This window comes from Duganella sacchari (assembly GCF_900143065.1).
Lineage (GTDB): Bacteria > Pseudomonadota > Gammaproteobacteria > Burkholderiales > Burkholderiaceae_D > Rugamonas > Rugamonas sacchari.
In genome coordinates this window covers 71,115-96,488 of record NZ_FRCX01000014.1, presented here as the reverse complement: position 1 = coordinate 96,488, position 25,374 = coordinate 71,115, and the positions used below count along the sequence as shown (strand labels likewise).

Genomic DNA, 25,374 nt, shown 5'->3' with positions numbered 1-25,374 from the left:
ATTGCATTTCCCGCCTGTTTTGTAAATAGAACACTACGCTGCCCGCAACACCTTTAGCATCTTCGCAACATCGTCATACGCCGCCTGCCAGCCGGAACTGGCCAGCTTGGGCGCGCAGACCGGGCACACCTCGAACGGATCGCAGTCGTGCTGGAGGTCGGTATAGTGGCGGCCGATGACCGGCTTGCCGGCATACGAGTCGGTCATTACCGGGCGCGACTTCAGCGATGGCGCGGCAATCGCCGGCACAAAGTCGGCGCCGCCCGGCGGCAGCCAGCGCGCAAACGCCGCCGCATCTTTCCCTTCCGGCACATACCAGGATTTGCGCTCATTGTTCCAGCGCGCGCCCAGCGCCTTGGCTTCTTCTTTTTCCGCGAACGGTACTTTTAAATACATCATCGTCAAATACTCCGATACAGCAACACCAGCATTTTACTGTCTGCCGCTTTATCGCAGTGCATCGGCGTGCGAGAATGGCGGCATGCCTACAATAGAACCTCTTACTCTTACGCTGGACGAACTGGCCCAGCGCTGGAACATGACGCCACAACAGGTGCTGGAAACCCCGCACACGCTGCCCATGTATTTTTACTTTGACGGCCTGGTGTTCGACTTCAACGACAAATGGCATCGCGCAAATGGCGATGCGGCCGTTCAGCAGACGCTGGAAGCCCACAAGACCCGCTACTCGACGCTGGAAATCGACCTGCAGCGCCAGGCCATGCACAAGCGCGGCCTGCTGAAGCTGACGCAGTGGGAAGAAGCGCTGAGCGACGATGAAATCCACGCCCAGCAGGCCGAGTCCGACCGCCTCACCGAAGAAATCGCCCAACTGTCCGAACAGCTGAAACAGCGCGCCGAAGAACGCCAGCGCCGCGTCCGCAACGGCCTGCTGCGCGCGGCACCGCGCACCTTGCATGACATCGCCGAGCGCGGCCAGACCCGCTTCCCGCAATTCGCCTACATGCCGCATACGCCCAACAAGGCGGACAGCAGCATTGCCGATGGCGCCGTGGTCGCGCTGGAAGACGGCTTTCCGCTCAAGGAAACGCTCACCCTGACCGACCTGGTGGCTGCCATGCAGGACGTGCGCGCCATCGAAGACAGTGCTGCATTTTAGTAGATGGTTAATGTTGCCGATTTGATTGCGGCGTAAACCTCACGGAAATGAAACAACTGTCGTATTGACGGCAATGTCAGCTGCTCAAATGCAAGGACGTATGGGATACTGGGCTTGTGGAGGCAGTCTCATGACAGAATCAGAAGAGCAAACCCAGGTCGCCGCGCGCGCTGCCGCCGATGCAGAGGCGCAGTTGCAAATACTGCGCGAATGCCTGATGGCGCACGAGCTCACGCATTTCCGCACCACGCTGCTGGAGCTAAGCAGCCTCAAGCTGAACGCCTCGCAGGCGCTGGAGCTGCAAGCCTTCGAATTGCTGGCTAAGGCGGCTGACCTGCACCACTCCGCCGACGCCATCCTCATCGCTGCCAAAGAACTACAACTGCAGGCGCAGACGGCGCAATATCCACTGGCCCAGGCCGCCGCGCTGCGCGCCCTGCATTGGGTGCAGATGCGCCTGCGCCTGCATCATGCGGCGCTGGACAGCCTGGCCAAGGCCGCCGAACTCTACGAACGCTGCGCCCTGCCGGCACTGGCGGTGCAAACGCGCGCGGCGCGCTGTCGCGTCATGCTCAGCGCTGAAATGCACGAGGAGCTGCATGCGTTCTGCGACGACATGCTGTCGCGGCCGGAAACGCTGACGCCGGCCATCCACACCATGCTGCTCGATTACTCGGCCTCGTCGTCCTACTATCTGGCGCTGGAGAATATCGATCGGCCCGAAGCGGAGCCGCACTGGCAGGCCTGTTCCGCGCGCCGCGAGCAGGTCCTCAAGATGTCGCGCGAACACAAGCTGCGCTCGCAGGAATGCCTGGCGCTGCTCAATCTCTCCATCGTCTGCGCCACACGCGAAATGCCGGACGCCTGCCGCCACTATCTGCGCCAGCTGCATGCGCAATTCGGCTACGACGGCTACTGGGAACCCTGGCTGCATCTGTGCGAGCTGCTGAACCAATGCGTGGAAGGCGCACCGGCTGTCGCGTGGCAGGCCTTGCTGGACTATGACGGCTGGATCAAAAGCGATCCGCTCAACACCTCGCGCCTGCGCGAAATCAGCCTGATGGCGATACGCCGCTACGGCCGCCGCTGGGGTCATCTGGAGCAGGCGCTGGAAGCCTGCATGACGCAGGTGACCAATGAGCGCGAGCACAAACGCGAGCTGACCAATTCGCTCGGCGCGACACTGAGCGCCGTGATGGAGCGCCCGCAGCTGCTGTACCAGAACGCGCTGCTGGCGCAGCACGGTACGGTGCTGGAAAACTCGCTCATGCAGCGCAATCAGGAACTGAGTCGTGAAGTGGAAGTCCGCCAGGCCGCAGAAGCCGCGCTGCAAAAAGCCCACGATGAGCTGGAGCAGAAAGTGCGCGAGCGCAGCGCCGAACTGGCGCGGGCGCTGCAATCGCTGATGCAGCAGGAAAAGCAGCTGGGCTTATCGCGCCTGGTGGTCGGCATGGCGCATGAACTCAACACGCCACTTGGCAATGCGCGCGTGGCCGCCAGCGCGATCACTGAACGCGCCGCTGAACTGCATCAAAGCCTGAAGGATGGCGCGCTGCGCCGCAGCCAGCTGGACGGACTGCTGGACAGCGTCACCCAGGGCGGCACGCTGGTCGAACGCGCCATGTCGCAAATCGGCGAGCTGGTTGAGCGCTTCAAAGGCCTGTCCGTGAATGCCGCGCAGGAAAGCGGCGGCCGCTTTGACCTCAGCGAACGCCTGCACTTCTTCCGCACGCACTGGGAACACACGATGCGCGCACGTGCCGTCACCATGACCGTGACGGCGCCTGACGCGCTGTGGATGTATGGCTATCCGGGCACCTGCCAGATCGTGTTCCAGCACCTGCTGGACAACTGCCTGCTGCACGCATTTGCCGGCCGCAGCCAGGGCCTCATCAGCGTCACCGCCGAGCTGGTGGAAGACGCGGTGCTGATACGCTGGCAGGACGACGGCTGCGGCATCGCCGAGGAACACGTCGCCAGCGTGTTCGATCCGTTCTACACCACCCAGCTTGGCCAGACGGGCATGGGCCTCGGGCTGGCGAGTGTGCATGGCATGGTGGTCAATCTGATGAAAGGCCAGGTGTCGCTGGAGAGCACGCCGGGCCAGGGTACGTGCATCCTGTTGCGCCTGCCCTTACATGGAGACGAGACAGGATGCGCGTAACAAGACGGCGCGTGTTGGCGCTAGGCTGCGCGTTGCTGCCGCTGGCGGCCATCGCAGCCGATCCGGCGCCGCCGCTCAAACTGGTGGTGGGCGAAATGGCGCCGTATGCGATGTCAGCCGGCGGGCCGGGACCGGGTGCGCTGGTGGAGCTCACGCAAGAGCTGGGCAAACATATGGGCGTACCGATGGACGTGGAGTTCTATCCCTGGTCGCGCGCGCTGGCCACCGCGTCACTCAAGCCGCGCACCCTGATCCTGCCCGTGACCCGCAACGACGAGCGCGAGACGCGCTATCGCTGGCTGGTGAAGCTGGTCAGGCAGCGCTTTGTGTTCGTGGGCCTGCACGGCAGCCATGACCTCGCCGATACCGCCGCACTCAAGCGCGCGCGCCTGACGGTGCTGCGCGGCACACCCTACAAACGCCTACTGCTGGAGGCTGGCTTCACCGATGTTTCCGAATGCACCACCGTCCGCGAATGCCTGCGCATGGTCAAGAAAGGCATTGCCGACGCCAGCTACGGCGCCGAAGATACCCAGCGCAGCGCCACCCATCTCGATGGCAACAAAGAAAACGAATTCGACTTCAGTCCCGTGTTCCAGCAAAACGAAGTGTGGCTGGCCGGCTCGCTCGACTTCACCGAAGAAGACGGCCGCAAATGGCGCGCCGCCATGGAAGTCTTGCGCGCCGACGGCAGCGCTGCGCGCATCTTGCGCAAGTACGGCGTGAATGCGAATTGATGTAATATCGCCAGCGCTATTCAATTCTTATACACCATGATCAAGTTTACGCTCTCGGCTTTGGCCTTGTTGCTGGCCAGCGCCAGCGTTTACGCAGCACCACCGGCAGGACAGGACGCCCTGGCCGGCCCCCAAATCAAAGTCGATGTCGGCGGCCGCAAGCTCAATCTGTACTGCACCGGCAAAGGCGCCCCGACCGTGGTGTTTGAAGCGGACCTGGGACGCGCGGGATGGGACTGGTCGGCGGTATTGCCGGAAGTCGGCAAACGCACGCGCGCCTGCGTGTACGACCGTGGCGGCATGGGTTCCAGCGATCCCATCATCCGTGCCTCGACGGTAGCCAACGCCAGCAAGGACCTCAACTTCCTGCTCAAGAATGGCCATGTGGACGGACCGTTCGTGGTGGTTGGCACGGGCTACGGCGCCATGATCGCCCAGCACTTTGCGTTGCGCGGCCGCGGTAACAACGTCACCGGCCTGGTGCTGGTCAACGCCATGCACGAAGACGCCCTGCCCGCCGACCGCAGCGCCAGACTCGACGCCGCCCTGGCCTGCCTGAGCGCCGCCGAACAAGGCAAGAAAGATCCCGTCTGCGCTTATCCAGCAACCGGCATCAACGGCGAAATCGGCCCGGCCCTTGCCGCCGCCCAGGCCAACCAGGTATTAAAGCCCACCTACTGGCGCGCTCACGCGTCCGAACTGGACAGCCTGGAAACCAGCGCCAATCAGCTCCGCACCGCGCGCAAACCGTTCGGCGACATCAAGGTCATCGAAGTGCCGCAGACAGAACCCGCCGCCATTGTCGCGGCAGTGATGCAGGTGCTGGACAAGTAATCCCTAGCTGTTGATGTAGGAAGCCAGTTCCTCCGGCGCGCCATCGGGAAAGGCTTGCTTCAAAAAATCCAGGAAGGCCGATACGCGCGTGCTCAGCAGCCTGCGTGAGGGATAGAGCGCCCATAGCGCCGTTGGCGGGGCGTCCAGATCGCCCCAGCTGACCAGCCGTCCGTCGGTCAGATCATGGCTGACCAGCGACAACGGCAGGCGTGCTGCCCCGACGCCCGCGCGCACCGCATCGCGCACCATGAACAGCGACGACAGGTAAAGCACTGGCTCAACGGCGATGCTGGTTTTTCCGCTGCTGTCTGTCATCTTCCAGACGGTGGGCTGGCCGCTGTCCCCGCGCACGACAGCGGGCACGGCTGTGTTGTCGGCCGGCCGCGCCAGGTCCGGACTTGCCACGACCACCAGGCGGTCGTGTAAAAAAATACGCCCGATCAGACTTTCATCAGGATCGGGATTCACACGGATCACCAGGTCATACCCCTCCTCGACCATATCAACGGGTCGGTCCTCGGTTGTCACCTCCAGCCGGATCTCCGGATATTTGAGCGCGAAACCGGCAGCCAGCTTGCCCATCGCCGCCTGCGAGAACAGCATCGGCGCACTGATCCGCAAGCGGCCACGCGGCTTGTCGCCGCCGGAGGCGATGGCCGTAGCGGTTTGCTCTATCTCATTGAGCAAACCGCTGGTTCGCTCATGCAGCGCCTTGCCCTCCTGCGTGAGCTTCAGCATGCGTGCGCCGCGCTCGAACAGCCGCAAGCCCAGGCTGCTTTCCAGTTCGGCCACGCGGCGCGACAACGTCGCCTTGGGACGACCGGTGGCGCGCGCGGCGCGTCCGAACCCGCCATGCCGGGCAACCAGGTTGAAATCAACCAGTGCAAGTAAATCCATATGTTCCACTATTGAGACAGTCTGTCTAAATATACCGTCTTTCGGACCACGCGTGGAATACCTAATATGGGAAGCATCTACCAACCACTGAGGAGCACAACATGACCATCTTAGTTACCGGCGCAAACGGCAATATCGGCCGCAACGTAATCAACCAACTGATCCAGCGCGGCGCCAACGTCCGCGCCCTGGTTCGCGACCCAGCCAAAGCCGATTTCCCGGCTAGCGTGAGCGTCGTGCAGGGTGACCTGCTTGATCCCGACTCTCTGCGCAGCGCCTTCCACGGTGTCTCTACGCTATTCCTGCTGAATGCCGTGGTGCCCGATGAATTCACCCAGGCCCTGATCGCGCTGAATGTTGCCAAAGAAGCGGGTGTCAAGCACGTCGTCTACCTGTCCGTCATCCACAGCGACCGCTATGTCAACGTGCCGCACTTTGCCGGCAAATTCGGCGTCGAGCGCATGATTGAACAGATGGGCTTTAGCGCCACCATCCTGCGCCCGGCCTACTTCATGAACAACGAGCTGACCATCAAGGATGCAGTGCAGGGATACGGCGTCTACCCGATGCCGATTGGCAGCCAAGGCCTGGCCATGATTGATGCGCGCGACATCGGGGAAATCGCCGCCATCGAGCTGCTTGAGCGTCACAACGCCAGCGGCGCCCTGCCGCTCAAACGCATCAACCTCGTCGGTCCCGACACCCTGACCGGCACGGATGCGGCCGCCATCTGGTCCGCAGTGCTGGGCCGCGCGATTGGCTACGCCGGTGACGACACCGCAGCCTTCGAACACAAGCTGCGCAACTTCATACCCGGCTGGATGGCTTACGACATGCGCCTGATGACCGACCGTTTCATCAGCGACGGCATGGTGCCGGAAGCGGGCGATGTCGAACGCCTCACCGCCATGCTGGGCCGTCCACTGCGTACCTACCGCGACTACGTCGCCGAAATCGTCCAGGGAGCAACAGCATGATCTATGCGACTGCCACGGTGCCAGTGAACCCGGAAGGAGAAACGCCGCTGACGCGCGCACAAGTATGGGATGGTCTGGTACTCAAGGCGCGCGATGCGCGCCAGTTCCTGCCGCCTGGCCTGTGCACGCGCTGCGATGTTGTGGAACAAAGCGCGACCCACATCGTCCGTGTCGCCACGATTGCAGGCGATGACCTGCGCGAGATCATCAGCTTTGAGGAAGGCACAAAAGTATCCTTCTTCCAGGCCAGCGGGCCGCGTGAAGGCGTCATCATCAACGAGCTGTTTGAAGATGCCAGCGGCGCATTGCAGTTGCGCTTCTACTGCTACCTCGGCCTGCGCGGCAAGCAAGCTGGCGGCCCGGAAGAGCAGGCGGAACAGGCCTGGATGAGTGGCGACGGCGGCTATAAAACCGCGCTGCTCTCAACGCTGAAACGGACGCGTGCGCTGGTGGCCGAGCGCACGAGACCGTAACAGATGGCGGATTACACGACGCGCGGTGTCGAACGGCACCGCTCGATGGTGAATCCGGATGGCGTATCACTTCTGCGGCGCATCGATGCGGTCGACAGCACGCGCAAAATCGTCTCGCGCGGAACATGATGCGCCTCCAGAAAAGCCCAGGCGGTTGCAGCGCCACTCAGCGCATCAATCACGACGGCCTGCTCTAGCGTGTCCGCCAGCTTGTGGTTCATTCGGGGTTGCATTACTTCTCACCTCTATCAGCAGATATTCGCTCACGGGGCGGGGTGAGAAGTTCAAGTCACCGGAAAGCGCGAAGACGGGGCGCGTGGCGACAAAGATTAGGCTTGTGAGTATATCAACCTTGAAAAGCTCCACAATTTATTGTGCCAATCGTGCCGAGGCTATTGATTGCATATCGAATGCCTCTTGAGCCTGCTGTGAGCTCAGGAATACGCCGGTGATACAAGCTAGGCTAGGGCAAGCAGCATGATCTGCCAGCCCGGTGCTAGATTCCCCGCCGGACCTGATAGGCGAGCTGAGTCGAATATTCCCATGGCACCGCGCATGCACTACCAGACCGCGCCTATTTCGAGGGCCACTTCCAGTCGGTCAGAAGTTTGCCAGCGCAATGTGCTGGATCGGCAAATTGCCCGGTTTGCACACCTCGACAAGCCCATACCAGGTTTCTATACTGGTTGTAAAACTGATCCCATTCCCAGTCATAGTCATAAGTGCTGCTGCCGTAGCCAGCGCTTCCACCGACGACGGCGCCACTCGCACCACTCCCACCTTTTGCGGCAGCCAACGCGGCTAAGCCGATTAGAATGCCTGCGCCAATGGCAATGTCTTGGTCGGTTTCCAGCTTCTGTCACTTTTCCTTGTTAAGGCCACGTCGGCTTACTTCATCCCACGCTACTCCCAAAAAAGCAGCATCCCCTGAGTTGGAAGCACCCCGCCAAGTCTTGCACACGCGAATGTCGCTGATTTCATATCGCTTGGCACTAAACTCTGCGGGCGTAAGCGCGCATCCGCTCAGCAGTGAGCCAATAACGCCCGCTACGATGATTTTTGAAACGCTGTGCATATCGTTTCCGCTGAAATCATAGAAGTGATAGGAGGCAAGAATAGCAATGGAAGTATCAAAATACCATTACTATTTTTCTATGAGGAAAATTCGCCACAGCACCTGTTTTCGCCGCGCTGCTCAGTCAGATCCGAAATGGAGACATTCTAGTGCGAAGCTAGACCGCCTGGGCCGCGACGCGCCGGGCGTCGGCGCCACAGTCAAGCTGCTGGCCATCCTCAAGATTGCAGTCATCGTGCTTCAACTAGGCAAACTGGACCTGACCTCACCAGTTGGCAAGAAAATGCTGACCATGCTGGCCGCCGTGGCGGAGATGGAGGGTGACTTGCTGGTGGAGCGCACGCAAGCAGGCTTGGCCCGTGCAAAGAACGAAGGCAAGACGCTGGGCCGCCCTTCGAAGACCACGGCCGAACAGCGCGCGGAAATCATCGCCAAGTACGCCGCCGGTTAAAGTGTTAGTGCGTTAGCCCGGGTGAAATTTCACGCGCCAACATTCTTGGAATAGTGAAACCGATTTAATTGATATCCTGGTCGATACGGAAGAGTCCGTATTTAACTAGATGAGTTGCAGTTTCTAAGAACTGTTCATGGCCCACCCATTCATACGAGACCACAACTGAGGTATCGTCCTCGCTCACGACTTCCGCATGGATTACTCCTGGAATTGCGGTAAGCGCATGTACGGCTTGAGTGCCCATTGAGTTAGAGAAAAAGCTGCCTGACACTTACCCGATTGCAATAGTCTGTTTTGCCATAATTTTCTTATTTAAAGTAAATTCGGTCCAAATCCACGAACACGTCAGGTAAGTTTGGCAGGACATGACTGCGCCCGCTTGATAGGGATGCGACATACACACGCTTACCGGCGCGCATTACAGCCTCAATTAAAGGACGATAATCAACGTCCCCCGAGATCAAGTAGACCGCATCAAGCGCATTGTTTTTTACCAATTCCAGCACATCGACGCAGAGACTGATATCCACTGACTTAGTCTTCGTGCCTTTTTGCGTTTTCTTGAAAACACGCGGAATTAGTCGAACCTCGGGAAGGTTCCCGGCCGATATTTTCACGGTGGCTTCCGCCGCGCACGCGCCGACCTGAGCGCTGAATGCATCGAGCTCATCATGCGCGCCCACAAAGGTAGTGTAGTAGTAAGCGCGAGTAAGATTATCACCCAGCGCGAAGTCGCGAATTGAGTGCCTAGACCAAGCAAACTTTCCCGGAATGTGAGTCACTGCTTCGCGGATTTGCCACTCGCTTACGTCCGGCAAGCGTGGCTCCCTTGTCTTGAGCATTTCCTCATATCGGGTCGTTAAGTTCTCCCCGTCTATGAAAGCCATAACATTTGCCATCAAAATCTCCGTAAAACCTACACAGTGCCTACACGAAAATTCAAGGTAAGAAAAAAGGACTTAAGTTTGCACCTAAGTCCTTTTTTGTATTGGTAGGCCCTCCCAGAGTCGAACTGGGCACCAACGGATTATGAGTCCGCTGCTCTAACCAAGCATGAGCTAAGGGCCCTAAGGGATGTTGCTGCGCTGGAGCTTGCCTAGCCTCTGTGACGCGCGTTCGTTAGAAAAACGAACACGCGAGCATAAGGGTTAGCACCGGCCCCAGTCAAGTCTTAGTTACCTTCCAGGAAGCTCTTGAGCTTGTCGGAACGGCTTGGGTGACGCAGCTTGCGCAAGGCTTTGGCTTCGATCTGGCGGATGCGCTCGCGCGTCACGTCAAACTGTTTGCCCACCTCTTCCAGCGTGTGGTCGGTCGACATTTCGATACCGAAACGCATGCGCAGCACTTTGGCTTCGCGTGGGGTCAGCGAATCGAGCACGTCCTTGACCACGCCACGCATCGACGCATGCAGCGCTGCATCCGATGGCGCCAGGGTGTTGTTGTCCTCGATGAAGTCGCCCAGGTGCGAATCGTCGTCGTCGCCAATAGGCGTCTCCATCGAAATCGGCTCTTTGGCGATCTTCATGATCTTGCGGATTTTATCCTCGGGCATCTCCATCTTGATGGCCAGCGTTGCCGGGTCGGGCTCGGCGCCCGTCTCTTGCAGGATCTGGCGCGAGATACGGTTCATCTTGTTGATGGTTTCGATCATGTGCACCGGAATCCGGATGGTGCGCGCCTGGTCGGCGATCGAACGCGTGATGGCCTGACGGATCCACCACGTGGCATAGGTCGAGAACTTGTAACCCCGGCGGTATTCAAACTTGTCCACCGCCTTCATCAGGCCGATATTGCCTTCCTGGATCAGGTCGAGGAACTGCAGGCCGCGGTTGGTGTATTTCTTCGCAATCGAAATCACCAGACGCAGGTTGGCCTCGGTCATTTCGCGCTTGGCCTTGCGCGCCTTCATTTCACCGGCCGCCATCTGGCGGTTGATGTTGCGCAGGTCCGGCAGCGGCAGCACCACGCGCGCTTGCAGGTCGATCAGGCGCTGCTGCAGCTCTTTGATGGTCGGAATATTGCGCCCCAGGATCGCGCTGTAGGCGTGACCGGCAGCCACTTCGCCATCCACCCAGTCCAGATTGGTTTCATTGCCCGGGAAGACTTTGATGAAGTGGGCGCGCGGCATGCCGCACTTGTTCACCGCCACATCCAGAATCTGTTTCTCGATGTGACGCACTTCGTCGACCTGGCCGCGCAGCGTGTCGCACAGCTTCTCGACCACCTTGGCGGTAAAGCGGATGCCCAGCAGTTCTGCCGAGATCGCTTCCTGCGCTTTCACGTAGGCCTTGGAGTTGTAGCCTTCCTTCTCGAAGGCGCGGCGCATCTTGTCAAATTGCAGGGAGATGACGTCGAATTTTTCCAGCGAAGCGGCTTTCAACGCTTCCAGCTGTTCGGCCGAGTAGCCCGCCGCCGCACCGGAGGCACTGGCTTCTTCCTCTTCCTCTTCTTCCTCTTCTTCCTCGTCCTCTTCTTCCTCGTCCTCGTCGGAAGCGGCCGCCGGTGCAGGTGCAGGCGCCGCCTGGTCGGTGCTTTCGTCGACCAGGCCGTCGACGATTTCATCGATCTTGATTTCGTCAGCGCGGATGCGGTCGGACGCGGCAATGATCTCGGCGATCGTGACCGGGCAGGCCGAAATCGCCTGGATCATGTCTTTGAGGCCGTCTTCGATGCGCTTGGCGATTTCAATTTCGCCTTCGCGGGTCAACAGCTCGACCGAGCCCATTTCGCGCATATACATGCGAACCGGGTCGGTGGTGCGGCCAAAGTCGGAATCGACCGTGGACAGCGCCGCTTCGGCCGCCGCTTCCGCCTCGTCGTCGCTGGTGACGGTGGCGACATTGTCGGACAGCAGCAGCGTCTCGGCATCCGGCGCGTGCTCGTACACGGCAATGCCCATGTCGTTGAAGGTACCGATAATGCCTTCAATGGCTTCCGGATCGACGATGTTGTCGGGCAGATGGTCGTTGATCTCGGCATAGGTCAGGAAACCGCGTTCCTTGCCGAACTTGATCAGGGTCTTGAGTTTCTGGCGGCGGCGCTCGAGTTCTTCCTCGGTCGCTTCCGTATCCGACGAGAAGGCGTCCTTGAGCAGGGCCTTTTCCTTGGCCTTGCGGTCCTTGGCCTTGGCCTTGTCGACCGCCTTGAGCTCGGCGCGCTCGACCGCATTCAGTGCGGCGACTTCGTCGTTTTCAGGCTGGAATTCTTTCGGTTTGCGCCCGCGCCGGCCCGGCACTTTGACCGAAGGCAGCACGTAACCCGAGGTATCAATCGCGGCCAAGGCTGCCGCGTCCGTGGTCTGGCTGACCGCAGGCGGTTGACTGGCTACGCGCGTCTCCGGCTTGTCCGCCGTCTTAGCGGATTTTGCGCTCACTTTAGTCGGCTTTTCAGCCGCTTTGGATTCAGGTTTCTTGATTGGCACAGGCGCTTTCGATTACGGATAAAGTTTCGATCCTTTTGGGACCCCTACGTCTTCGGACTTGCGAACCACTCAAGTCCGACAATACTACGACTTACTTACACCTGGGTCAGGCCGACCGGTATCTAAATAGAACTCGCAAGAATTCTACTGCATCAGATACGTGCGTGGGGGCAAGAAACCTTGACTCGGTTAGATAGCAAACAGACTATTTGCTGAACCGTAGCTGGCTCTGGCCGCCGACACCCGTCCATCCGCATCGATCAAGAGCCTAACTCACTGAAAACAAACACACTCTGAACAGAAAAACGATGCCAAAAATTACAACACTTAGCGTTTTATTATAGCACGTCACTTTTCAATTTCCAGAGGGAAGACCGGTAGCCTGCCCTGCTGGAATAATGACAGAAATATTACAACACAAAACCCACGACAAGCTCAGCGATTCGCCAGCTCTGCCTGCGCCTCGCGCAACAGCTGGTCTTGCTGCGCAGTCAACTCGCGGTAGCGCAGGCCGAGCTGGTCGGCCGACAGTCCGGCCGCAAACAGCTGGCTCAACTCCTGCTTGAGCGCATCGTGCTTGACCTGGCGGATCGCCGCCCGCAGCACCAGGCGCTCGGTATCGCGCTCCGACTCCGGCTCCTTGACGATGTCGCCAATCAGGCCATCAAACTCGTCGCCCTGCGACTTCAGATGCTGGGCAAAGGCGGCAAAATTGCCGCTCTCGCCCAGCGACTGCGCCGCACTCACCAGCTGCGCCAGGCGTTCCGCCGGCTCGGCGCCGAAGTACTGGAACGCGTTCAGCGCCGCCTCGTCAATCTCCAGCCCCAGCGCCGGATGCGCCACCAGCACGCGCATGATCTGCAACTCCAGGCCCATCGGCTGGGTACGCTGACTGCGCGGCGGCGCGATCCTGGCCGGCGCCACCGGCTTGGACAGTTCATACAGCGATTCAATCTCGTAAGTCGACGTCATCGTCACCTGCGCCAGCGCATGGACGATCTGCAGGCGCAGCGCGGTCGGCGTCATCGCCTGCAGCATGGGCTTGGCGTCGAACTGCGCGCGCGCGCGGCCTTCCGGGCTGCTCATATCATGCTCGCCCACCGCCTCCTTGATGAGGAACTGCGACAGCGGCATGGCTTCCTGTATTTCCTGCTCAAACCCTTCCTTGCCGTAGGCGCGGACGTAGCTGTCCGGATCATGCTCGGTAGGCAGGAACAGGAACTTGATGGTCTTGTTGTCGGTGACGTGCGGCAGGCAGGCTTCCAGCGCGCGCCGCGCGGCGCGGCGGCCGGCCTTGTCGCCGTCGAAACTGAAGATCACCGTATCGGTCTGACGCAGCAGTTTCTGCACATGGTTGCTGGTACACGCGGTGCCCAGGGTGGCCACGGCTTGCGGGAAACCCATCTGCGCCAGCGCCACCACATCCATATACCCTTCCGTCACCAGCACATAACCCGCATCGCGGATCGCCTGGCGCGCCTCAAACAAGCCATACAGCTCATGACCCTTTGAAAATAAAGGCGTTTCGGGGGAATTCAAGTACTTCGGTTCACCGTGATCGAGCACGCGGCCGCCAAACGCGATGACCTGGCCTTTGGTGTTTCTGATCGGGAACATCACGCGCTCGCGGAAGCGGTCGTAGCGTTTTTTGTTGCCGCCATCCTCGTCCACCCGGTCGATGACCAGGCCGGATTCGGCCAGCACCACCGCCTCATAGTCCGGAAACACGGAACGCAGATTGTCCCAGCCGGGCGGCGCATAGCCGAGGCCGAAGCGGGCCGCGATCTCGCCGGTCAGGCCGCGGTTTTTCAGATAGGCAATCGCCGTCGGCGCGCTGCGCAGTTGCAGCTTGAAGAAGTCGCTGGCGCGCGTCATGGCGTCGGTCAGCGCCATGGTCTGCGCCTGCATTTGCGCGCGCTGGGCCGGCGGAATCTTGTCATCCTGCTCAGGCACCACCATGCCGACGCTTTGCGCCAGCTCCTTGACGGCATCGACAAAGCCCATGCCGGAATACTCGATCATGAAGCCGATCGAGGTGCCGTGGGCGCCGCAGCCAAAGCAGTGGTAGAACTGCTTGGTCGGGCTGACCGTAAAACTGGGCGATTTTTCGTTGTGAAACGGGCATAAGCCCATGTAGTTCGCGCCGCCTTTTTTCAGCTGCACATAACGTCCGACAACGTCGACGATATCAACGCGGTTCAGCAAATCGGCGATAAAAGTTTGTGGAATCACTGGGCTGAGCGGTCTTGTGGTAAATCAGGCTATACCGCAGCCGCCGGCTCCGCTTTGACGCGGATCAAACGGCTACGGCGGTCTTGCTTAGGCTGCTGGAGACAGCGCTTTTTTCACCAGGGCGGACACCACGGTCATGTCGGCACGGCCGGCCAGCTTGGGCTTGACGATGCCCATGACCTTGCCCATGTCCTGCGGACCGGCGGCGCCCGAGGCGGCCACGGCGGCAGCCACTTCGGCGGCGATCTCCTCGTCCGACAGGCCGGCTGGCATGTAGGCGCTGAGCACGGCCAGTTCGGCTTTTTCGATGTCGGCCAGGTCGGCGCGGCCGCCGGCTTCAAACTGGGTGATCGAATCCTTGCGCTGCTTGATCATTTTTTCAACGATGGCCACAGTCTGCTCATCGCTGACTTCGATCTGCTCGTCCACTTCCTTGCGCTTGATGTCCGCCAGGATCAGGCGGATGGTGGCCAGACGGCCAGCTTCTTTGGCGCGCATGGCGGTTTTCATGTCTTCGGTAATCTGTGCTTTCAAGCCCATGGCGTTTCTCTCGGAAAATAGTGGAGTAAAAATGCGAAAACCCGCTGCAGCTAAAAAGCCGGAGCGGGTGTTCTCTTAGATGCCGCTAAACACAACCGGCAAGGCCAGGTTGCTCTGCGTAGCGATCTTAGAAGAGTTTTTTCGGCAGCTGTTGGCTGCGGATACGCTTGTAGTGACGCTTAACAGCAGCGGCCAGCTTGCGCTTACGCTCTGCGGTTGGCTTTTCGTAGAACTCGCGTGCGCGCAGTTCGGTCAGCAGACCGGTTTTTTCGATGGTGCGTTTGAAGCGACGCATTGCGACTTCGAACGGCTCGTTTTCTTTAAGGCGAATAGTGGTCATGTAAAAATTCAAACCGTTGGAGGTTATAGGGAGACAGAGACTATAGCAGCTTTTTCCGGAAAATGGAAGCCATGGGCTGTCGGGAACAGCCTGTCATGCGGCTTTCATGGGAAAAACAACAACGTGCAGACCGCCAGTATATCAGACCGCCTGCCCTGCCGCTACACCTGATGCCCAGGCCCACTGGAAGTTGTAGCCGCCCAGCCACCCGGTGACGTCCACGGTTTCACCGATGAAGTACAGGCCAGGCACCTGGTTGGCCATCATGGTCTGCTGCGACAGCTCGCGCGTGTCGATGCCGCCGCGCGTCACTTCGGCTTTTTTGTAGCCTTCGGAGCCGTTCGGCGTCAGCGTCCACTGGTTGATGGCGGCGCCCAGCTTGCGCAGCTGCGCGTCCGGCATGTCGGCCAGGCGCGCGTCCGGCGCAAAGCCGTGCGCCTGCAGCAAGCCGTCCGCCAGACGGGCCGGCAGCCACTGGGCCAGCACATTGCCCAGCTGTTTCTTGATGGTGTTTTTGCCTTCGATCAGCGTCTGCGCCAGGTCCAGTTCCGGCAGCAGATTGATGACGATAGGCGTACCCGGCTGCCAGTACGAGGAAATCTGCAGGATGGCCGGGCCGGACAGGCCGCGATGGGTGAACAGCAGGTCTTCACGGAAGCGCCCGCCGCTCGGGTTGCGGCCCTTGCGCGAACCGGTTTCCACATCGACTTCCAGCGCGATGCCGGCCATTTCGACAAACGGCGCCCACTGCTGGGCGTCAAAGGTCAGCGGCACCAGCGCCGGACGCGGTTCGACCATGCGCAGGCCGAACTGCGCAGCAATGCGGTAGCCAAAGTCTGTGGCGCCGATTTTCGGGATCGACAGGCCGCCGGTGGCAATCACCACGCTCGGCGCTTCAATCGTGCCGCTATCGGTGTGCAGCACGAAACCTTCTGCGGTCTGCTCCAGACTGTCGACCTTGCACGGCATGCGCCAGTGCACGTCGCCCGCCGCGCATTCGTCCTTGAGCATGTCGATGATCTGCTCGGCCGAGTCGTCGCAGAACAGCTGGCCCTTGTGCTTTTCGTGGTGGCCGATGCGGTGCTTCTTCACGAGTGCAAGGAAGTCCTGCGGCGTGTAGCGCGACAAGGCGCTCTTGCAGAAGTGCGGATTCTCCGACAGGAAGTTGGCCGGGCCGGCGTTGATGTTGGTGAAATTGCAGCGGCCGCCGCCGGAAATGCGGATCTTCTCGGCCAGCTTGGCAGCATGGTCGATCAGCACCACGCGCAGGCCGCGCTGGGCTGCGGTGGCTGCGCACATCATCCCGGCTGCGCCAGCGCCGATTACCGCTACATCAAACTTTGCCATGTTGTTCCGATCAAATCAGTGAAGGGGCGAGATTTTACTCGATCGGCTCGCTGACCTGCTGGCGCGAGTGCACGGTCCGCGCCACCAGCAGGCATTGCGCCACCTGTTCGGCGATCGGCGGCGGCACCGCCACCGCGCCATCCAGCACCGACTGGATCCACACCGCCGTGGTCGCCGCATCCTTGTTTTCCGGCAGCAGCGGCAGCTCGCCGACCAGCGTCTGCTTGGGTACCAGCGTCGTGCGCAGGCCGCCGTGGAACCAGTCGATCTGCTGCGCCTTGTTGGCGTTGGCCACCGTCTCGCCTTCCGTGCCGCGCATCAGGAAGGCATCGCCGCGGTCATGCGGCGCCGCGGTGGTGAAGTAGTCGCCCAGCATCTCCAGATACTCCGGGTGCGTGTACGACACCAGCCGCAGCGCCGGCCCGGCAAACGGCTGCATGATCTTGACCAGTGTGTGCGTCGAATTGCGCACGCCGAGGATGCGGCGCAGCGACAGCAGATGCGCCAGCTTCGGCGCCATGGTATCAATGGTGATGAACGCCACGCGGCCCTGCGACATGGCCTCCTCCGCCTCGGTCCGGTGGCGTGCGGCCGTGACGCCCAGCGCGGCCAGCACTTCCGCCGTCGCCACACGGCCCACATCGTCCGCCACGCCATGCACCAGCACCGGCACGCCCTCGCGCGCCAGCAGCGTGGCCAGCAGCGCGGTCAGGTTAGCCATCTTGCGGGCGCCGTTATAGGTCGGGATGACCACCGGCGCAAACTGGCCCGGCGGCGCGTTGAACGGCTCAAACGCCGCCTCGGCCGCTTCGAGAAAACCGGCGATTTCGTCCACCGATTCGCCCTTGATACGCATGGACAGCAAAATGCCGCCCAGCTCGAGATCGGAGACGCGGCCGTCAAGCATCGCCTGGTACAAATCACGGGCGTCTGCGCGGGTCATGCTGCGCGCGCCATTCTTGCCGCGGCCTATTTCTTTGATGAAACGCGCAGCTGGGAAGGGTTCGTGGGATAGAGTCATGGCAGCAAGCTTAAACCAGTCCGCCGCATTTCGGCTACACTATCTGGTTCCCGAAATGAAAACACAGTAGAGTTCGCATGATTTCCCCAGATATTGAAAACGTCAACGTCACCTCGTTTGCTCCGATGCCGTCGCCGGAAGCCTTGCACCGCAAGCTGCCGCTGACCGATCTGGCTTCCGAGACCGTGATGCAAGGCCGCGAAGCGCTGCGCAACATCATCGACCGCAAGGACAAGCGCCTGTTCGTGGTGGTCGGCCCCTGCTCGATCCACGACCCGGTCGCCGGCCTGGACTATGCGCGCCGCCTGAAGGCGCTGCAGGCGGAAGTCGCCGACACCATGCTGCTGGTGATGCGCGTGTATTTCGAAAAGCCGCGCACCACCACCGGCTGGAAGGGCTATATCAACGATCCGGACATGGACGACTCTTTCCGCGTTGACGCCGGCATGGAAAAAGCCCGCCAGTTCCTGCTGGATATCTGCGAACTGGGCCTGCCAACCGCGACCGAAGCGCTGGACCCGATCTCGCCGCAATACCTGGGTGACCTGATCGCCTGGACCGCGATCGGCGCCCGCACCACGGAATCGCAGACCCACCGTGAAATGTCGTCCGGCCTGTCGACCCCGGTTGGCTTCAAGAACGGCACCGATGGCGACATCAGCATTGCGATCAACGCGATCCTGTCATCGGCGCATCCGCACGCCTTCCTGGGCATCAATGCGCAGGGCAATGTGTCGGTGGTGCGGACCCGCGGCAATGCCTACGGTCACGTCGTGCTGCGCGGCGGCGATGGCCGGCCGAACTACGACTCGGTGTCGATCGCGATTGCCGAACAGTCGCTGGCCAAGGCCAAGCTGCCGGCCAACCTGGTGGTCGACTGCTCGCACGCCAACAGCTACAAGAAGCCGGAGCTGCAACCGCTGGTGATGGCCGACGTCATCCACCAGATCGTCCAGGGCAACCAGTCGCTGGTCGGCGTGATGATCGAGTCCAACATCGTCGGCGGCAACCAGAAGATTCCTGCGGACCTGAGCCAGCTGGTGTACGGCTGTTCCGTCACCGACGGCTGCATCGACTGGGACACCACCGAAAAGATGCTGCGCGACGCCCACCAGCAGCTGCTGAACCGTCCTTAATAGCAGTAGGCCACGAGACTCGTGGCCAGACCCGCCTGCCCCGCCAGCGCCGCCTCGGCCATGCTGGCGGGCGCACTCAGCTCTTCCAGGTCCAGATAGACCTTAGTCCCCTCCACCTTCACCGAATAACGCCGCGCATGACTCAGGCGCGCTTCCACGCCACAGCATTCGAGCACGGCCTGCACGCTTGCCTCGCCGGTGCGGTACAGCGCCACGCCCGGCAACTCCTGCCAGGCCAGCCCGCGCGGCACCCGGCGCACGCCGTCCAGCGGCACATCCTTTAGTTTGCATATCAGCTTCCAGTGTCTGTCCATGGCGCTCCCTCCCGCTTTGGTTGAAGCAAAAGCGGTGCCATGAAAATCTGGCCATTTGGCAAAAATCTGCACCCGGCCGGTGCGATGCCGGACTGCGCTGGTGCATGCTTGCACGCGGTTTCCATTACAATGGCGGATTCCCCTTTTGATTGCTGCTGCTTCCATGATCGTTCTTGGCGTTGAATCCTCCTGCGACGAAACCGGCCTGGCGTTGTACGACACACAACACGGCCTGCTGTCCCATGCCCTGCATTCGCAGGTGGCCATGCACGAGGAATATGGTGGTGTCGTGCCCGAGCTGGCCTCGCGCGACCACATCCGCCGCGCCATCCCGCTGCTGATGCAGACGCTGGAACAAGCCGGCAAGCAGCCCGAAGATATCGACGCCATCGCCTACACCCAGGGTCCGGGTCTGGCCGGGGCGCTGCTGGTCGGCTCGTCGGTCGCCTGCAGCCTGGGACTGTCGCTGGACAAGCCCGTGCTGGGCGTGCACCACCTGGAAGGCCACCTGTTGTCGCCGCTGCTGGCATCGGAGCCGCCGGAATTCCCGTTCATCGCCCTGCTGGTGTCGGGCGGCCACACCCAGCTCATGCGCGTGGACGGCGTCGGCCAGTACACGCTGCTGGGCGAAACGCTGGACGACGCGGCGGGCGAAGCCTTCGACAAATCAGCCAAACTGCTGGGCCTGGGTTATCCAGGCGGGCCGGCGATCTCCCGTCTGGCCGAGTTTGGCGACCCGGACGCCTACCAGCTGCCGCGCCCGATGAAGCACACCAAAGACTTCAACTTCAGCTTCTCCGGCCTGAAAACCGCCGTACTGACAGTGGTAAAAAACCACGAAGAAAAAATCATCGCCAACATCTGCGAGCAGGACAAGGCCAACATCGCGCGCGGCTTCGTTGATGCGATCGTGGACGTGCTGACCGCCAAATGCGTTTCCGCCCTCAAACACACGGGCCTGAAACGTCTGGTGATTGCGGGGGGCGTGGGCGCCAATGCGCAGCTGCGCGCGTCACTGAACGCGGCGGCAGCCAAGAAAAAGTTCAAGGTCTACTACCCGGAACTGGAATTTTGCACCGACAACGGCGCCATGATCGCCTTCGCTGGCGCCATGCGCTTGATGATCAACCCTGATGCGGCCAAGAAAGACTACTCGTTCAACGTCCGGCCACGCTGGCCGCTCGACGAGTTGCGGGTGATTTAGCCCTGCGCGAACGCCATGCCGGCCAGCACAGCCAGGCCAACCAGCGGGATCAGATACTTGACCTTCCCCTTGCCCAGGCTGATGCCACGGGCAGCAATGCGCTCGCTGCGCAGACGGTGTTCATCTGCCGGCGATTCGTGTACCACGGTTTTATTATCTTTTTCAGTTACGGTATTCATAACAGCCTCCATGTAATCGATCATGTTCCTTTCTGGAGGGCAATGCAATTGTTGTGCCAACCAAACAGGCGGAAACTCGCCTATACAGCTTGATTCTAGGCGCTTTTGTGGCGAAGTAGCCACACGATACAACGCCCGAAGCACTGTTTCCGTGCACACACGCACCGTATCTTGATTTCGCCGCATTGACAGCCATCCAGGGTCAGGTCCGTCATTTCTACACGAGCTCTGCCGTAGTCGCGTGATTACGGCAGAGCTCGTGTAGAAATGACGGACCTGACCCCGTTTTAAAAGAGGTCGGCGCGGGGGTAGTCCCATGCCGGGACGCCTTGCGGGCAGGAGGACGCCTGGGTGACCGGCATGGTGGTGAAGTTGCCGCGCGGGGTGGTGGAGAAGCGATAGTCGGACAGCTCGCCATTGGCCAGCAACGGGATGCGGCTAAAACGCAGCCAGGCATCGGCCCGGCAGTTGCTGGCTTTCAGTGTCCGCAGCTCCTGTAGGCTGCCACTGAAGCTGACGCTGTCGGATTGCACCGCCAGCGTTGCCGGACAAACCATACCGGCCAGGCTGGTCACGCCGCCCTGCACGCTGTAGCGCTGGCCGTCGCTTGCGATGCTGGCATAGCGCCAGCACAGGGGCTGCGACGGGAACGCTGTCATGGCGATGTCGATGACGCGTGCACGCGGGTCCCTGGCTTCCAGGGCGGCAGTCAGCTGCGCGCGCGCCTGCTGCGATGTGACGCCCTGCACCGCGATGAACCCCAGGCTGATGCCCAGCGCCAGCAGCAGACCTCCCCGTCCCTGCGGACCGGCACGCCATTGCGCGTACCCGCACAACAGCGCGATCAGCAGCAATGCCGCCAGCGACATCCATCCAAGATAGCCGCGCATGACAAAGAACAGCAGCGCCGCCAGCAGGCCCGCCAGTCCTGCGACGCGCAAGGTACGCCAGCGCATGATGAGCGCCATCGGCACGCCGATCGCCATCCAGAACAGGGGCTCGACGATGAATACCATGTCGCCATAGAACCAGCGCCCACTCATCGGATACCACGGGTGCACGCCGTAGGAGTTGGTGTAGTCCATCGCCAGATGCAGCACGAAGCCGATGCCGACGCTGAGCGCGAATCCCAGCCGCGCGCTGCGGCTGGTGCGCAGCAAGGCGCGCGCGCCCGGCCAGCATAGCCACAGGAGGAACGCCAGCAGCAAGGCCTGCGGCAGCGCCCACGCCACCGTGTGCGTATGGCCGCGATGGTTCAGCAGATAGCCCAGCGGCGCAGGCAGCAGCTTGGTCAGGAATAAATCAAGATCAGGGAAGTTGCTGGCCAGCGCGCAGGACACCAGCAGCAGGCGATGCCGCACGCGTTGTGAAAGGGAGTCTGCTTCCGCCGGCAGGCTACGGTGAACCAGTTCGCCAACGCCAAATCCAATGATGCTATGTGTAAGGTTATCCATCCGGGTCCAGCAGCTGCTCCAGCCGCTTTGGGTAATGATTGAGAAAGTCGCGCGTGATGGCGTAGTGCTCGGTGTCTTCGTACGCCATTTCGCTGATGCCGGTGCCGTCGAACAGCAGGATCTTCGCGTTGGGATACGCCAGCAGAATCGGCGAGTGGGTGGCGATGATGAATTGCGAATCCTGCTGCACCAGCTGATGGATCACGCGCAGCGCCGCCATCTGGCGGTTCGGCGACAGCGCCGCCTCCGGCTCGTCCAGCAGGTACAGGCCATGTCCACGGAAGGTATTCAGCAGCACCGACATGAACGCTTCGCCATGCGAGCGCGCATGCAGCGATTCGGAGCGCGACGCATCGCGTTCATAGAGTTCGTCCATACGCGTGGCAACGTTGTGGAAGCTCTCGGCGCGGAAAAAGTAGCGGTCGCGCGGCGTCTTGAAGCTTTTGGACAGGCGTAGCGATTCGAACAACGGCGCCCGCTCACGCGCCGTATTCAGGTTGCTGATATTGCGGCTGCCGCCGTCAATGCTGAAGCCCAATGCCAGCGCGATCGCTTCCAGCAGCGTCGATTTGCCGGCGCCGTTTTCGCCGATGAAGAAGGTCACGTCCGCGTGAAAATCCAGCGATGACAGTTCGCGCACCGCCGGCACGCGGTACGGATGGCGCTCCCAGTCCACCTCATCACCAAACAGCGCCGTAATCCTTTGCAGATACGGCTTGGCCAACAATCCCACTAGCGCTGCACCTCAACGCCGCGCCAGAAGGCGATATGGTCCTTGATCTGCGCGGCCTTTTCGGACGGCTCCGGGTAGTACCACGCCGCGTTCTCGTTGACCTTGCCGTTGACGTTAAGCGTGTAGTAACTGGCCAGGCCTTTCCATGGACAGCGCGAGGTATGGCTGCTCGGCTGCAGGTATTCCCGCTTGACGCTGGACGGCGGGAAGTAGACATTGTTTTCAACGATTTCAACTTGGTCGTCGTTCGCCTGGGCGATGACGACGCCATTCCAGCTGGCGGTAGGCATACCTGTCTCCTTAGTCCGATCCGCACGCGACGCGGTTGCGGCCACCGTGTTTGGCGCGGTACAACGCGGCGTCGGCCTGCTTGAACAGGCTTTCCACGTCATCAATTTCCATGTGATTGAATGATCCCACACCCAGGCTGGCCGTGACGTGCAATTGACGCACGCCCAGCGGATGCACCAGCGCCTCGATCTTCAGACGCAGCGATTCGGCGAACTTGCACGCGCCCTCCACGGGCGTATTCGGCAGCAGCACGCACAGCTCTTCGCCGCCGTAGCGGCTGGGGACGTCGATCACGCGCACGTTCTCGCGCACCAGGCGGCCGACAGCGGCCAGCACCTGGTCGCCCACCGCGTGACCATATTCGTCATTGATCTTTTTAAAATGATCGAGATCGATCATGACCGCCGACAGCGGCGAGCGGAAACGGCGCGCGCGCGCCACTTCAAATTTCACGCGCTGCAGCAGCGAGCGGCGGTTGTGCAGGCCAGTCAGCTCGTCGGTGGTGGCCAGCATTTCCAGCTCGCGCACGGTGGCTTCCAGCGTGCGTTCGTTGGCGCGCAGTTCGATCAGCGCCATCACCTGGCGTGCCAGCTTGACCAGCATGGCGCGCTTGTCGTCGCTGAGGCGGCCCGGCTGCGTGTCCAGCACGCACAGCGTGCCGATGGCGTGGCCGTCCGACGATTTCAGCGCCACGCTGCTGTACATCCGCATATGCGGGGCGTTGACCGTCAACGCCATGCCGGCGGTACGGTAGTCCTGCGTCAGGTCGGGGATTTCCGTGGCGGCGTCGCCCAGCACGGCCAGCGAGCAGTAGCTTTCGCCGCGCGGCAGTTCGCCCATCTGCATGCCGGAACAGGATTTGATCCACACCCGGTCCGCATCCACCAGCGAGATGAAGGCATACGGCACTTCGCAGACCTTGGTGGCCAGCTCAGTGAGGAAGCTGAAATCTTCGCAGGCGGGGGTATCGAGGATGTGGTAGCGGTGCAGTGCAGCCAGCCGGAACAGGTCAGCCTGGGGACGCGTGGGGACCAGCGTATGTACGTTTTCTGCAGCCAGCATGGGCCTCCCTGAGTAGTGACGACGTTCTTATCTTTTTACCCAGTGAGTTTATAGCAAAACAAGAGCGACAGGAGCAAACCCTGTCGCCCGGAAGTCACTTTTTTATGTCGACTTGGCCATGATTTCGCGCAGCGCTTTTTCAAACACGGCAGCCGGCTGGCCGCCGGAAATCAGGTGGCGTTCGTTGATGATTACGGCCGGCACCGAGTTGATGCCGTGGCGGTGGAAGAACTCCTCGGCCTCGCGCACGTCCGCGCCATATTCGCCGGAATGCAGCACCTGGCGCGCGGCTTCCTTGTCCAGCCCCACTTCGCCGGCCACGTAGATCAGCACTTCGTGCGCGCTCGGGTCCAGGCCCTGCGTGAAGTAGGCCTTGAACAGCGCCTGCTTGAGTTCCTTCTGCTTGCCTTGCAGGCCAGCCCAGTGCAGCAGGCGGTGGGCGTCAAAGGTATTGTAAATCCGGCTACGTTTGCCCATGGCGAAATCGAAGCCGACTTCGGCGCCGCGCGCGCGTATCATCTCGCGCGCCTGTTCCTGCTGCTCCGCCGTCGAGCCGTATTTCTCGGTCAGGTGTTCGCCGATGTCCTGCCCTTCGGGCGGCATCTTGGCGTTCAGTTCGAACGGCTGGAAGTGGATCTGGACCTCGGCTTCATCGCCAATGGCGGCCAGCGCCTTGTCCAGCGAGTTCAAGCCAATCGCGCACCACGGGCACGAGACGTCCGAGACAAAGTCAATCTTGACAGGAGTGGCCATTATTTTCCTTTCGATTTGCTGCCGATGCGGCTCTCCTTACCTGCGATCAGGTTGGAGATGTTTTTGCTATGACGGAATACCAACAGCGCGCTCATGGCAAACACGGCAAACAGCTGGGCATCCACGCCAAACAATAATCCATAATAGAACGGCGCAAAGATCGCCGCCACGAGGGCTGCCAGCGACGAATAACGGAACGCAAACGCCACCGCCAGCCAGGTCACCAAGGTGGCTACGCCGAGCCAGATATCAAGCCCCAGCAGTACACCAGCCGCCGTCGCCACGCCCTTGCCGCCGACAAAGCGGAAAAACACCGGCCACAGGTGGCCCAGGAACACGGCAATGGCCACCAGGGCAATGGTCGCATCGCCAATATTCAGCTGCGACTGGAAATGGATGGCCAGCCAGACTGCAAACCAGCCTTTGACGGCGTCGCCGAGCAAGGTGGCAATCGCCGCGCCCTTGTTACCACTGCGCAACACGTTGGTGGCGCCCGGGTTTTTCGAGCCGTAGGTACGGGGATCGGCCAGGCCGAACAACTTGCTGCTGACAACGGCAAACGAGATCGAACCGATCAGGTAAGCGGCCACGGTCATCCAAACTGTATTCATCTTTT

27 protein-coding genes and 1 tRNA gene are annotated in these 25,374 nt (G+C 61.0%); 9 read left to right on the top strand and 19 right to left on the bottom strand.

Annotated elements, in window-relative coordinates:
• Positions 1 to 33 precede the first annotated feature (33 nt).
• Positions 34 to 399, bottom strand: coding sequence for a DUF5710 domain-containing protein (locus BUA36_RS25330; RefSeq protein WP_072788745.1), 366 nt, complete (start codon positions 397 to 399; stop codon positions 34 to 36).
• Positions 400 to 481: 82 nt separating this feature from the next.
• On the opposite strand from BUA36_RS25330, the gene BUA36_RS25325 reads away from it, so the two are divergent.
• From BUA36_RS25325 to BUA36_RS25310, 4 genes are all read left to right on the top strand, one after another.
• A complete protein-coding gene (locus BUA36_RS25325; protein WP_072788743.1) occupies positions 482 to 1,120 on the top strand; it encodes a sigma-70 family RNA polymerase sigma factor in 639 nt (212 codons plus the stop codon).
• Positions 1,121 to 1,250: 130 nt separating this feature from the next.
• Entirely contained in the window at positions 1,251 to 3,284 is a 2,034-nt protein-coding gene (locus tag BUA36_RS25320) for a sensor histidine kinase (RefSeq protein WP_072788741.1), read from the top strand.
• Positions 3,275 to 4,021, top strand: coding sequence for a substrate-binding periplasmic protein (locus BUA36_RS25315; RefSeq protein WP_084560334.1), 747 nt, complete (start codon positions 3,275 to 3,277; stop codon positions 4,019 to 4,021). The genes BUA36_RS25320 and BUA36_RS25315 overlap by 10 nt, the downstream gene beginning before the upstream one ends.
• A gap of 36 nt (positions 4,022 to 4,057) precedes the next feature.
• Positions 4,058 to 4,855 carry an alpha/beta fold hydrolase gene (locus BUA36_RS25310; RefSeq protein ID WP_072788736.1) on the top strand — a complete coding sequence of 266 codons (798 nt, stop codon included), beginning with the start codon at positions 4,058 to 4,060 and terminating at the stop codon, positions 4,853 to 4,855.
• A 3-nt stretch (positions 4,856 to 4,858) separates the two neighbouring features.
• Here the strand turns inward: BUA36_RS25310 and BUA36_RS25305 are convergent, their stop codons facing one another.
• Positions 4,859 to 5,752, bottom strand: coding sequence for a LysR family transcriptional regulator (locus BUA36_RS25305; protein ID WP_072788733.1), 894 nt, complete (start codon positions 5,750 to 5,752; stop codon positions 4,859 to 4,861).
• Positions 5,753 to 5,853: 101 nt separating this feature from the next.
• Here BUA36_RS25305 and BUA36_RS25300 point away from each other — a divergent pair, with 101 nt between their 5' ends.
• Both BUA36_RS25300 and BUA36_RS25295 read left to right on the top strand, forming a co-directional pair.
• Positions 5,854 to 6,729, top strand: coding sequence for an SDR family oxidoreductase (locus BUA36_RS25300; RefSeq protein ID WP_072788731.1), 876 nt, complete (start codon positions 5,854 to 5,856; stop codon positions 6,727 to 6,729).
• Positions 6,726 to 7,202 carry an AtaL-like protein gene (locus BUA36_RS25295; protein WP_072788729.1) on the top strand — a complete coding sequence of 159 codons (477 nt, stop codon included), beginning with the start codon at positions 6,726 to 6,728 and terminating at the stop codon, positions 7,200 to 7,202. Before BUA36_RS25300 ends, BUA36_RS25295 begins: the two co-directional genes overlap by 4 nt.
• 11 nt (positions 7,203 to 7,213) lie before the next feature.
• Here BUA36_RS25295 and BUA36_RS25290 read toward each other — a convergent pair whose 3' ends face one another.
• A complete protein-coding gene (locus tag BUA36_RS25290) occupies positions 7,214 to 7,423 on the bottom strand; it encodes a hypothetical protein (protein ID WP_072788727.1) in 210 nt (69 codons plus the stop codon).
• Between the two features lie 900 nt (positions 7,424 to 8,323).
• On the opposite strand from BUA36_RS25290, the gene BUA36_RS25285 reads away from it, so the two are divergent.
• On the top strand, positions 8,324 to 8,728 hold the full coding sequence (locus BUA36_RS25285) for a recombinase family protein (protein ID WP_229255807.1): 405 nt from the start codon (positions 8,324 to 8,326) through the stop codon (positions 8,726 to 8,728).
• A gap of 311 nt (positions 8,729 to 9,039) precedes the next feature.
• On the opposite strand, the gene BUA36_RS25280 is transcribed toward BUA36_RS25285, so the two are convergent.
• The 8 genes from BUA36_RS25280 to ybiB all read right to left on the bottom strand — a co-directional run bounded on the left by BUA36_RS25280 (position 9,040) and on the right by ybiB (position 17,632).
• Positions 9,040 to 9,630, bottom strand: a complete 591-nt coding sequence (locus BUA36_RS25280; protein WP_084560333.1) for an NYN domain-containing protein — start codon at positions 9,628 to 9,630, stop codon at positions 9,040 to 9,042.
• A 90-nt stretch (positions 9,631 to 9,720) separates the two neighbouring features.
• Positions 9,721 to 9,799, bottom strand: a tRNA-Ile gene (locus BUA36_RS25275).
• 103 nt (positions 9,800 to 9,902) lie between these two features.
• Positions 9,903 to 12,104, bottom strand: a complete 2,202-nt coding sequence (gene rpoD / locus BUA36_RS25270; RefSeq protein WP_229255806.1) for an RNA polymerase sigma factor RpoD — start codon at positions 12,102 to 12,104, stop codon at positions 9,903 to 9,905.
• Between the two features lie 483 nt (positions 12,105 to 12,587).
• Positions 12,588 to 14,384 (bottom strand): DNA primase, encoded by a 1,797-nt coding sequence (gene dnaG, locus BUA36_RS25265; RefSeq protein WP_072788722.1) that lies wholly within the window; start codon positions 14,382 to 14,384, stop codon positions 12,588 to 12,590.
• 87 nt (positions 14,385 to 14,471) lie between these two features.
• Positions 14,472 to 14,924 (bottom strand): GatB/YqeY domain-containing protein, encoded by a 453-nt coding sequence (locus tag BUA36_RS25260; protein WP_072788720.1) that lies wholly within the window; start codon positions 14,922 to 14,924, stop codon positions 14,472 to 14,474.
• 127 nt (positions 14,925 to 15,051) lie between these two features.
• A complete protein-coding gene (gene rpsU / locus BUA36_RS25255; RefSeq protein WP_008451879.1) occupies positions 15,052 to 15,264 on the bottom strand; it encodes a 30S ribosomal protein S21 in 213 nt (70 codons plus the stop codon).
• Positions 15,265 to 15,405: 141 nt separating this feature from the next.
• The gene (locus BUA36_RS25250; protein WP_072788718.1) at positions 15,406 to 16,611 is read right to left on the bottom strand and encodes a BaiN/RdsA family NAD(P)/FAD-dependent oxidoreductase; all 1,206 of its coding nucleotides are present in this window, start codon (positions 16,609 to 16,611) and stop codon (positions 15,406 to 15,408) included.
• A gap of 34 nt (positions 16,612 to 16,645) precedes the next feature.
• Positions 16,646 to 17,632, bottom strand: coding sequence for a DNA-binding protein YbiB (ybiB, locus tag BUA36_RS25245; RefSeq protein WP_072788716.1), 987 nt, complete (start codon positions 17,630 to 17,632; stop codon positions 16,646 to 16,648).
• 77 nt (positions 17,633 to 17,709) lie between these two features.
• On the opposite strand from ybiB, the gene BUA36_RS25240 reads away from it, so the two are divergent.
• Positions 17,710 to 18,768 (top strand): 3-deoxy-7-phosphoheptulonate synthase, encoded by a 1,059-nt coding sequence (locus tag BUA36_RS25240; protein WP_072788714.1) that lies wholly within the window; start codon positions 17,710 to 17,712, stop codon positions 18,766 to 18,768.
• On the opposite strand, the gene BUA36_RS25235 is transcribed toward BUA36_RS25240, so the two are convergent.
• Positions 18,765 to 19,082: a hypothetical protein gene (locus tag BUA36_RS25235; RefSeq protein WP_072788891.1), complete on the bottom strand. Its 318-nt coding sequence runs from the start codon at positions 19,080 to 19,082 to the stop codon at positions 18,765 to 18,767. The two genes, BUA36_RS25240 and BUA36_RS25235, sit on opposite strands and share 4 nt — an antisense overlap.
• Positions 19,083 to 19,245: 163 nt before the next feature.
• Between BUA36_RS25235 and tsaD the strand changes: the two genes are divergently transcribed.
• On the top strand, positions 19,246 to 20,286 hold the full coding sequence (gene tsaD, locus BUA36_RS25230; protein WP_072788712.1) for a tRNA (adenosine(37)-N6)-threonylcarbamoyltransferase complex transferase subunit TsaD: 1,041 nt from the start codon (positions 19,246 to 19,248) through the stop codon (positions 20,284 to 20,286).
• Here the strand turns inward: tsaD and BUA36_RS25225 are convergent.
• From BUA36_RS25225 to plsY, 7 genes are all read right to left on the bottom strand, one after another.
• The gene (locus BUA36_RS25225; RefSeq protein ID WP_072788709.1) at positions 20,283 to 20,465 is read right to left on the bottom strand and encodes a hypothetical protein; all 183 of its coding nucleotides are present in this window, start codon (positions 20,463 to 20,465) and stop codon (positions 20,283 to 20,285) included. The genes tsaD and BUA36_RS25225 overlap by 4 nt on opposite strands.
• 287 nt (positions 20,466 to 20,752) lie before the next feature.
• A complete protein-coding gene (locus BUA36_RS25220; RefSeq protein WP_072788707.1) occupies positions 20,753 to 21,919 on the bottom strand; it encodes a metal-dependent hydrolase in 1,167 nt (388 codons plus the stop codon).
• Positions 21,912 to 22,652: an AAA family ATPase gene (locus BUA36_RS25215; protein WP_072788705.1), complete on the bottom strand. Its 741-nt coding sequence runs from the start codon at positions 22,650 to 22,652 to the stop codon at positions 21,912 to 21,914. Before BUA36_RS25215 ends, BUA36_RS25220 begins: the two co-directional genes overlap by 8 nt.
• Positions 22,652 to 22,942 carry a DUF427 domain-containing protein gene (locus BUA36_RS25210; RefSeq protein WP_072788704.1) on the bottom strand — a complete coding sequence of 97 codons (291 nt, stop codon included), beginning with the start codon at positions 22,940 to 22,942 and terminating at the stop codon, positions 22,652 to 22,654. The genes BUA36_RS25215 and BUA36_RS25210 overlap by 1 nt, the downstream gene beginning before the upstream one ends.
• Before the next feature lie 10 nt (positions 22,943 to 22,952).
• Positions 22,953 to 24,005, bottom strand: coding sequence for a sensor domain-containing diguanylate cyclase (locus BUA36_RS25205; protein ID WP_072788701.1), 1,053 nt, complete (start codon positions 24,003 to 24,005; stop codon positions 22,953 to 22,955).
• Positions 24,006 to 24,107: 102 nt separating this feature from the next.
• Positions 24,108 to 24,758 (bottom strand): DsbA family oxidoreductase, encoded by a 651-nt coding sequence (locus BUA36_RS25200; protein ID WP_072788699.1) that lies wholly within the window; start codon positions 24,756 to 24,758, stop codon positions 24,108 to 24,110.
• A complete protein-coding gene (plsY, locus tag BUA36_RS25195) occupies positions 24,758 to 25,369 on the bottom strand; it encodes a glycerol-3-phosphate 1-O-acyltransferase PlsY (RefSeq protein WP_072788696.1) in 612 nt (203 codons plus the stop codon). The genes BUA36_RS25200 and plsY overlap by 1 nt, the downstream gene beginning before the upstream one ends.
• Positions 25,370 to 25,374 lie beyond the last annotated feature (5 nt).

What these genes read in the sequence shown, in the direction of transcription:
- BUA36_RS25330 (WP_072788745.1), bottom strand. Translation starts at nt 399, where the DNA reads ATGATGTATTTAAAAGTACCGTTCGCGGAAAAAGAAGAAGCCAAGGCG.
- BUA36_RS25325 (WP_072788743.1), top strand. Translation starts at nt 482, where the DNA reads ATGCCTACAATAGAACCTCTTACTCTTACGCTGGACGAACTGGCCCAG.
- BUA36_RS25320 (WP_072788741.1), top strand. Translation starts at nt 1,251, where the DNA reads ATGACAGAATCAGAAGAGCAAACCCAGGTCGCCGCGCGCGCTGCCGCC.
- BUA36_RS25315 (WP_084560334.1), top strand. Translation starts at nt 3,275, where the DNA reads ATGCGCGTAACAAGACGGCGCGTGTTGGCGCTAGGCTGCGCGTTGCTG.
- BUA36_RS25310 (WP_072788736.1), top strand. Translation starts at nt 4,058, where the DNA reads ATGATCAAGTTTACGCTCTCGGCTTTGGCCTTGTTGCTGGCCAGCGCC.
- BUA36_RS25305 (WP_072788733.1), bottom strand. Translation starts at nt 5,752, where the DNA reads ATGGATTTACTTGCACTGGTTGATTTCAACCTGGTTGCCCGGCATGGC.
- BUA36_RS25300 (WP_072788731.1), top strand. Translation starts at nt 5,854, where the DNA reads ATGACCATCTTAGTTACCGGCGCAAACGGCAATATCGGCCGCAACGTA.
- BUA36_RS25295 (WP_072788729.1), top strand. Translation starts at nt 6,726, where the DNA reads ATGATCTATGCGACTGCCACGGTGCCAGTGAACCCGGAAGGAGAAACG.
- BUA36_RS25290 (WP_072788727.1), bottom strand. Translation starts at nt 7,423, where the DNA reads ATGAACCACAAGCTGGCGGACACGCTAGAGCAGGCCGTCGTGATTGAT.
- BUA36_RS25285 (WP_229255807.1), top strand. Translation starts at nt 8,324, where the DNA reads ATGGAAGTATCAAAATACCATTACTATTTTTCTATGAGGAAAATTCGC.
- BUA36_RS25280 (WP_084560333.1), bottom strand. Translation starts at nt 9,630, where the DNA reads ATGGCAAATGTTATGGCTTTCATAGACGGGGAGAACTTAACGACCCGA.
- BUA36_RS25260 (WP_072788720.1), bottom strand. Translation starts at nt 14,924, where the DNA reads ATGGGCTTGAAAGCACAGATTACCGAAGACATGAAAACCGCCATGCGC.
- rpsU (WP_008451879.1), bottom strand. Translation starts at nt 15,264, where the DNA reads ATGACCACTATTCGCCTTAAAGAAAACGAGCCGTTCGAAGTCGCAATG.
- BUA36_RS25250 (WP_072788718.1), bottom strand. Translation starts at nt 16,611, where the DNA reads ATGGCAAAGTTTGATGTAGCGGTAATCGGCGCTGGCGCAGCCGGGATG.
- ybiB (WP_072788716.1), bottom strand. Translation starts at nt 17,632, where the DNA reads ATGACTCTATCCCACGAACCCTTCCCAGCTGCGCGTTTCATCAAAGAA.
- BUA36_RS25240 (WP_072788714.1), top strand. Translation starts at nt 17,710, where the DNA reads ATGATTTCCCCAGATATTGAAAACGTCAACGTCACCTCGTTTGCTCCG.
- BUA36_RS25235 (WP_072788891.1), bottom strand. Translation starts at nt 19,082, where the DNA reads ATGGACAGACACTGGAAGCTGATATGCAAACTAAAGGATGTGCCGCTG.
- tsaD (WP_072788712.1), top strand. Translation starts at nt 19,246, where the DNA reads ATGATCGTTCTTGGCGTTGAATCCTCCTGCGACGAAACCGGCCTGGCG.
- BUA36_RS25225 (WP_072788709.1), bottom strand. Translation starts at nt 20,465, where the DNA reads ATGAATACCGTAACTGAAAAAGATAATAAAACCGTGGTACACGAATCG.
- BUA36_RS25220 (WP_072788707.1), bottom strand. Translation starts at nt 21,919, where the DNA reads ATGGATAACCTTACACATAGCATCATTGGATTTGGCGTTGGCGAACTG.
- BUA36_RS25210 (WP_072788704.1), bottom strand. Translation starts at nt 22,942, where the DNA reads ATGCCTACCGCCAGCTGGAATGGCGTCGTCATCGCCCAGGCGAACGAC.
- BUA36_RS25205 (WP_072788701.1), bottom strand. Translation starts at nt 24,005, where the DNA reads ATGCTGGCTGCAGAAAACGTACATACGCTGGTCCCCACGCGTCCCCAG.
- BUA36_RS25200 (WP_072788699.1), bottom strand. Translation starts at nt 24,758, where the DNA reads ATGGCCACTCCTGTCAAGATTGACTTTGTCTCGGACGTCTCGTGCCCG.
- plsY (WP_072788696.1), bottom strand. Translation starts at nt 25,369, where the DNA reads ATGAATACAGTTTGGATGACCGTGGCCGCTTACCTGATCGGTTCGATC.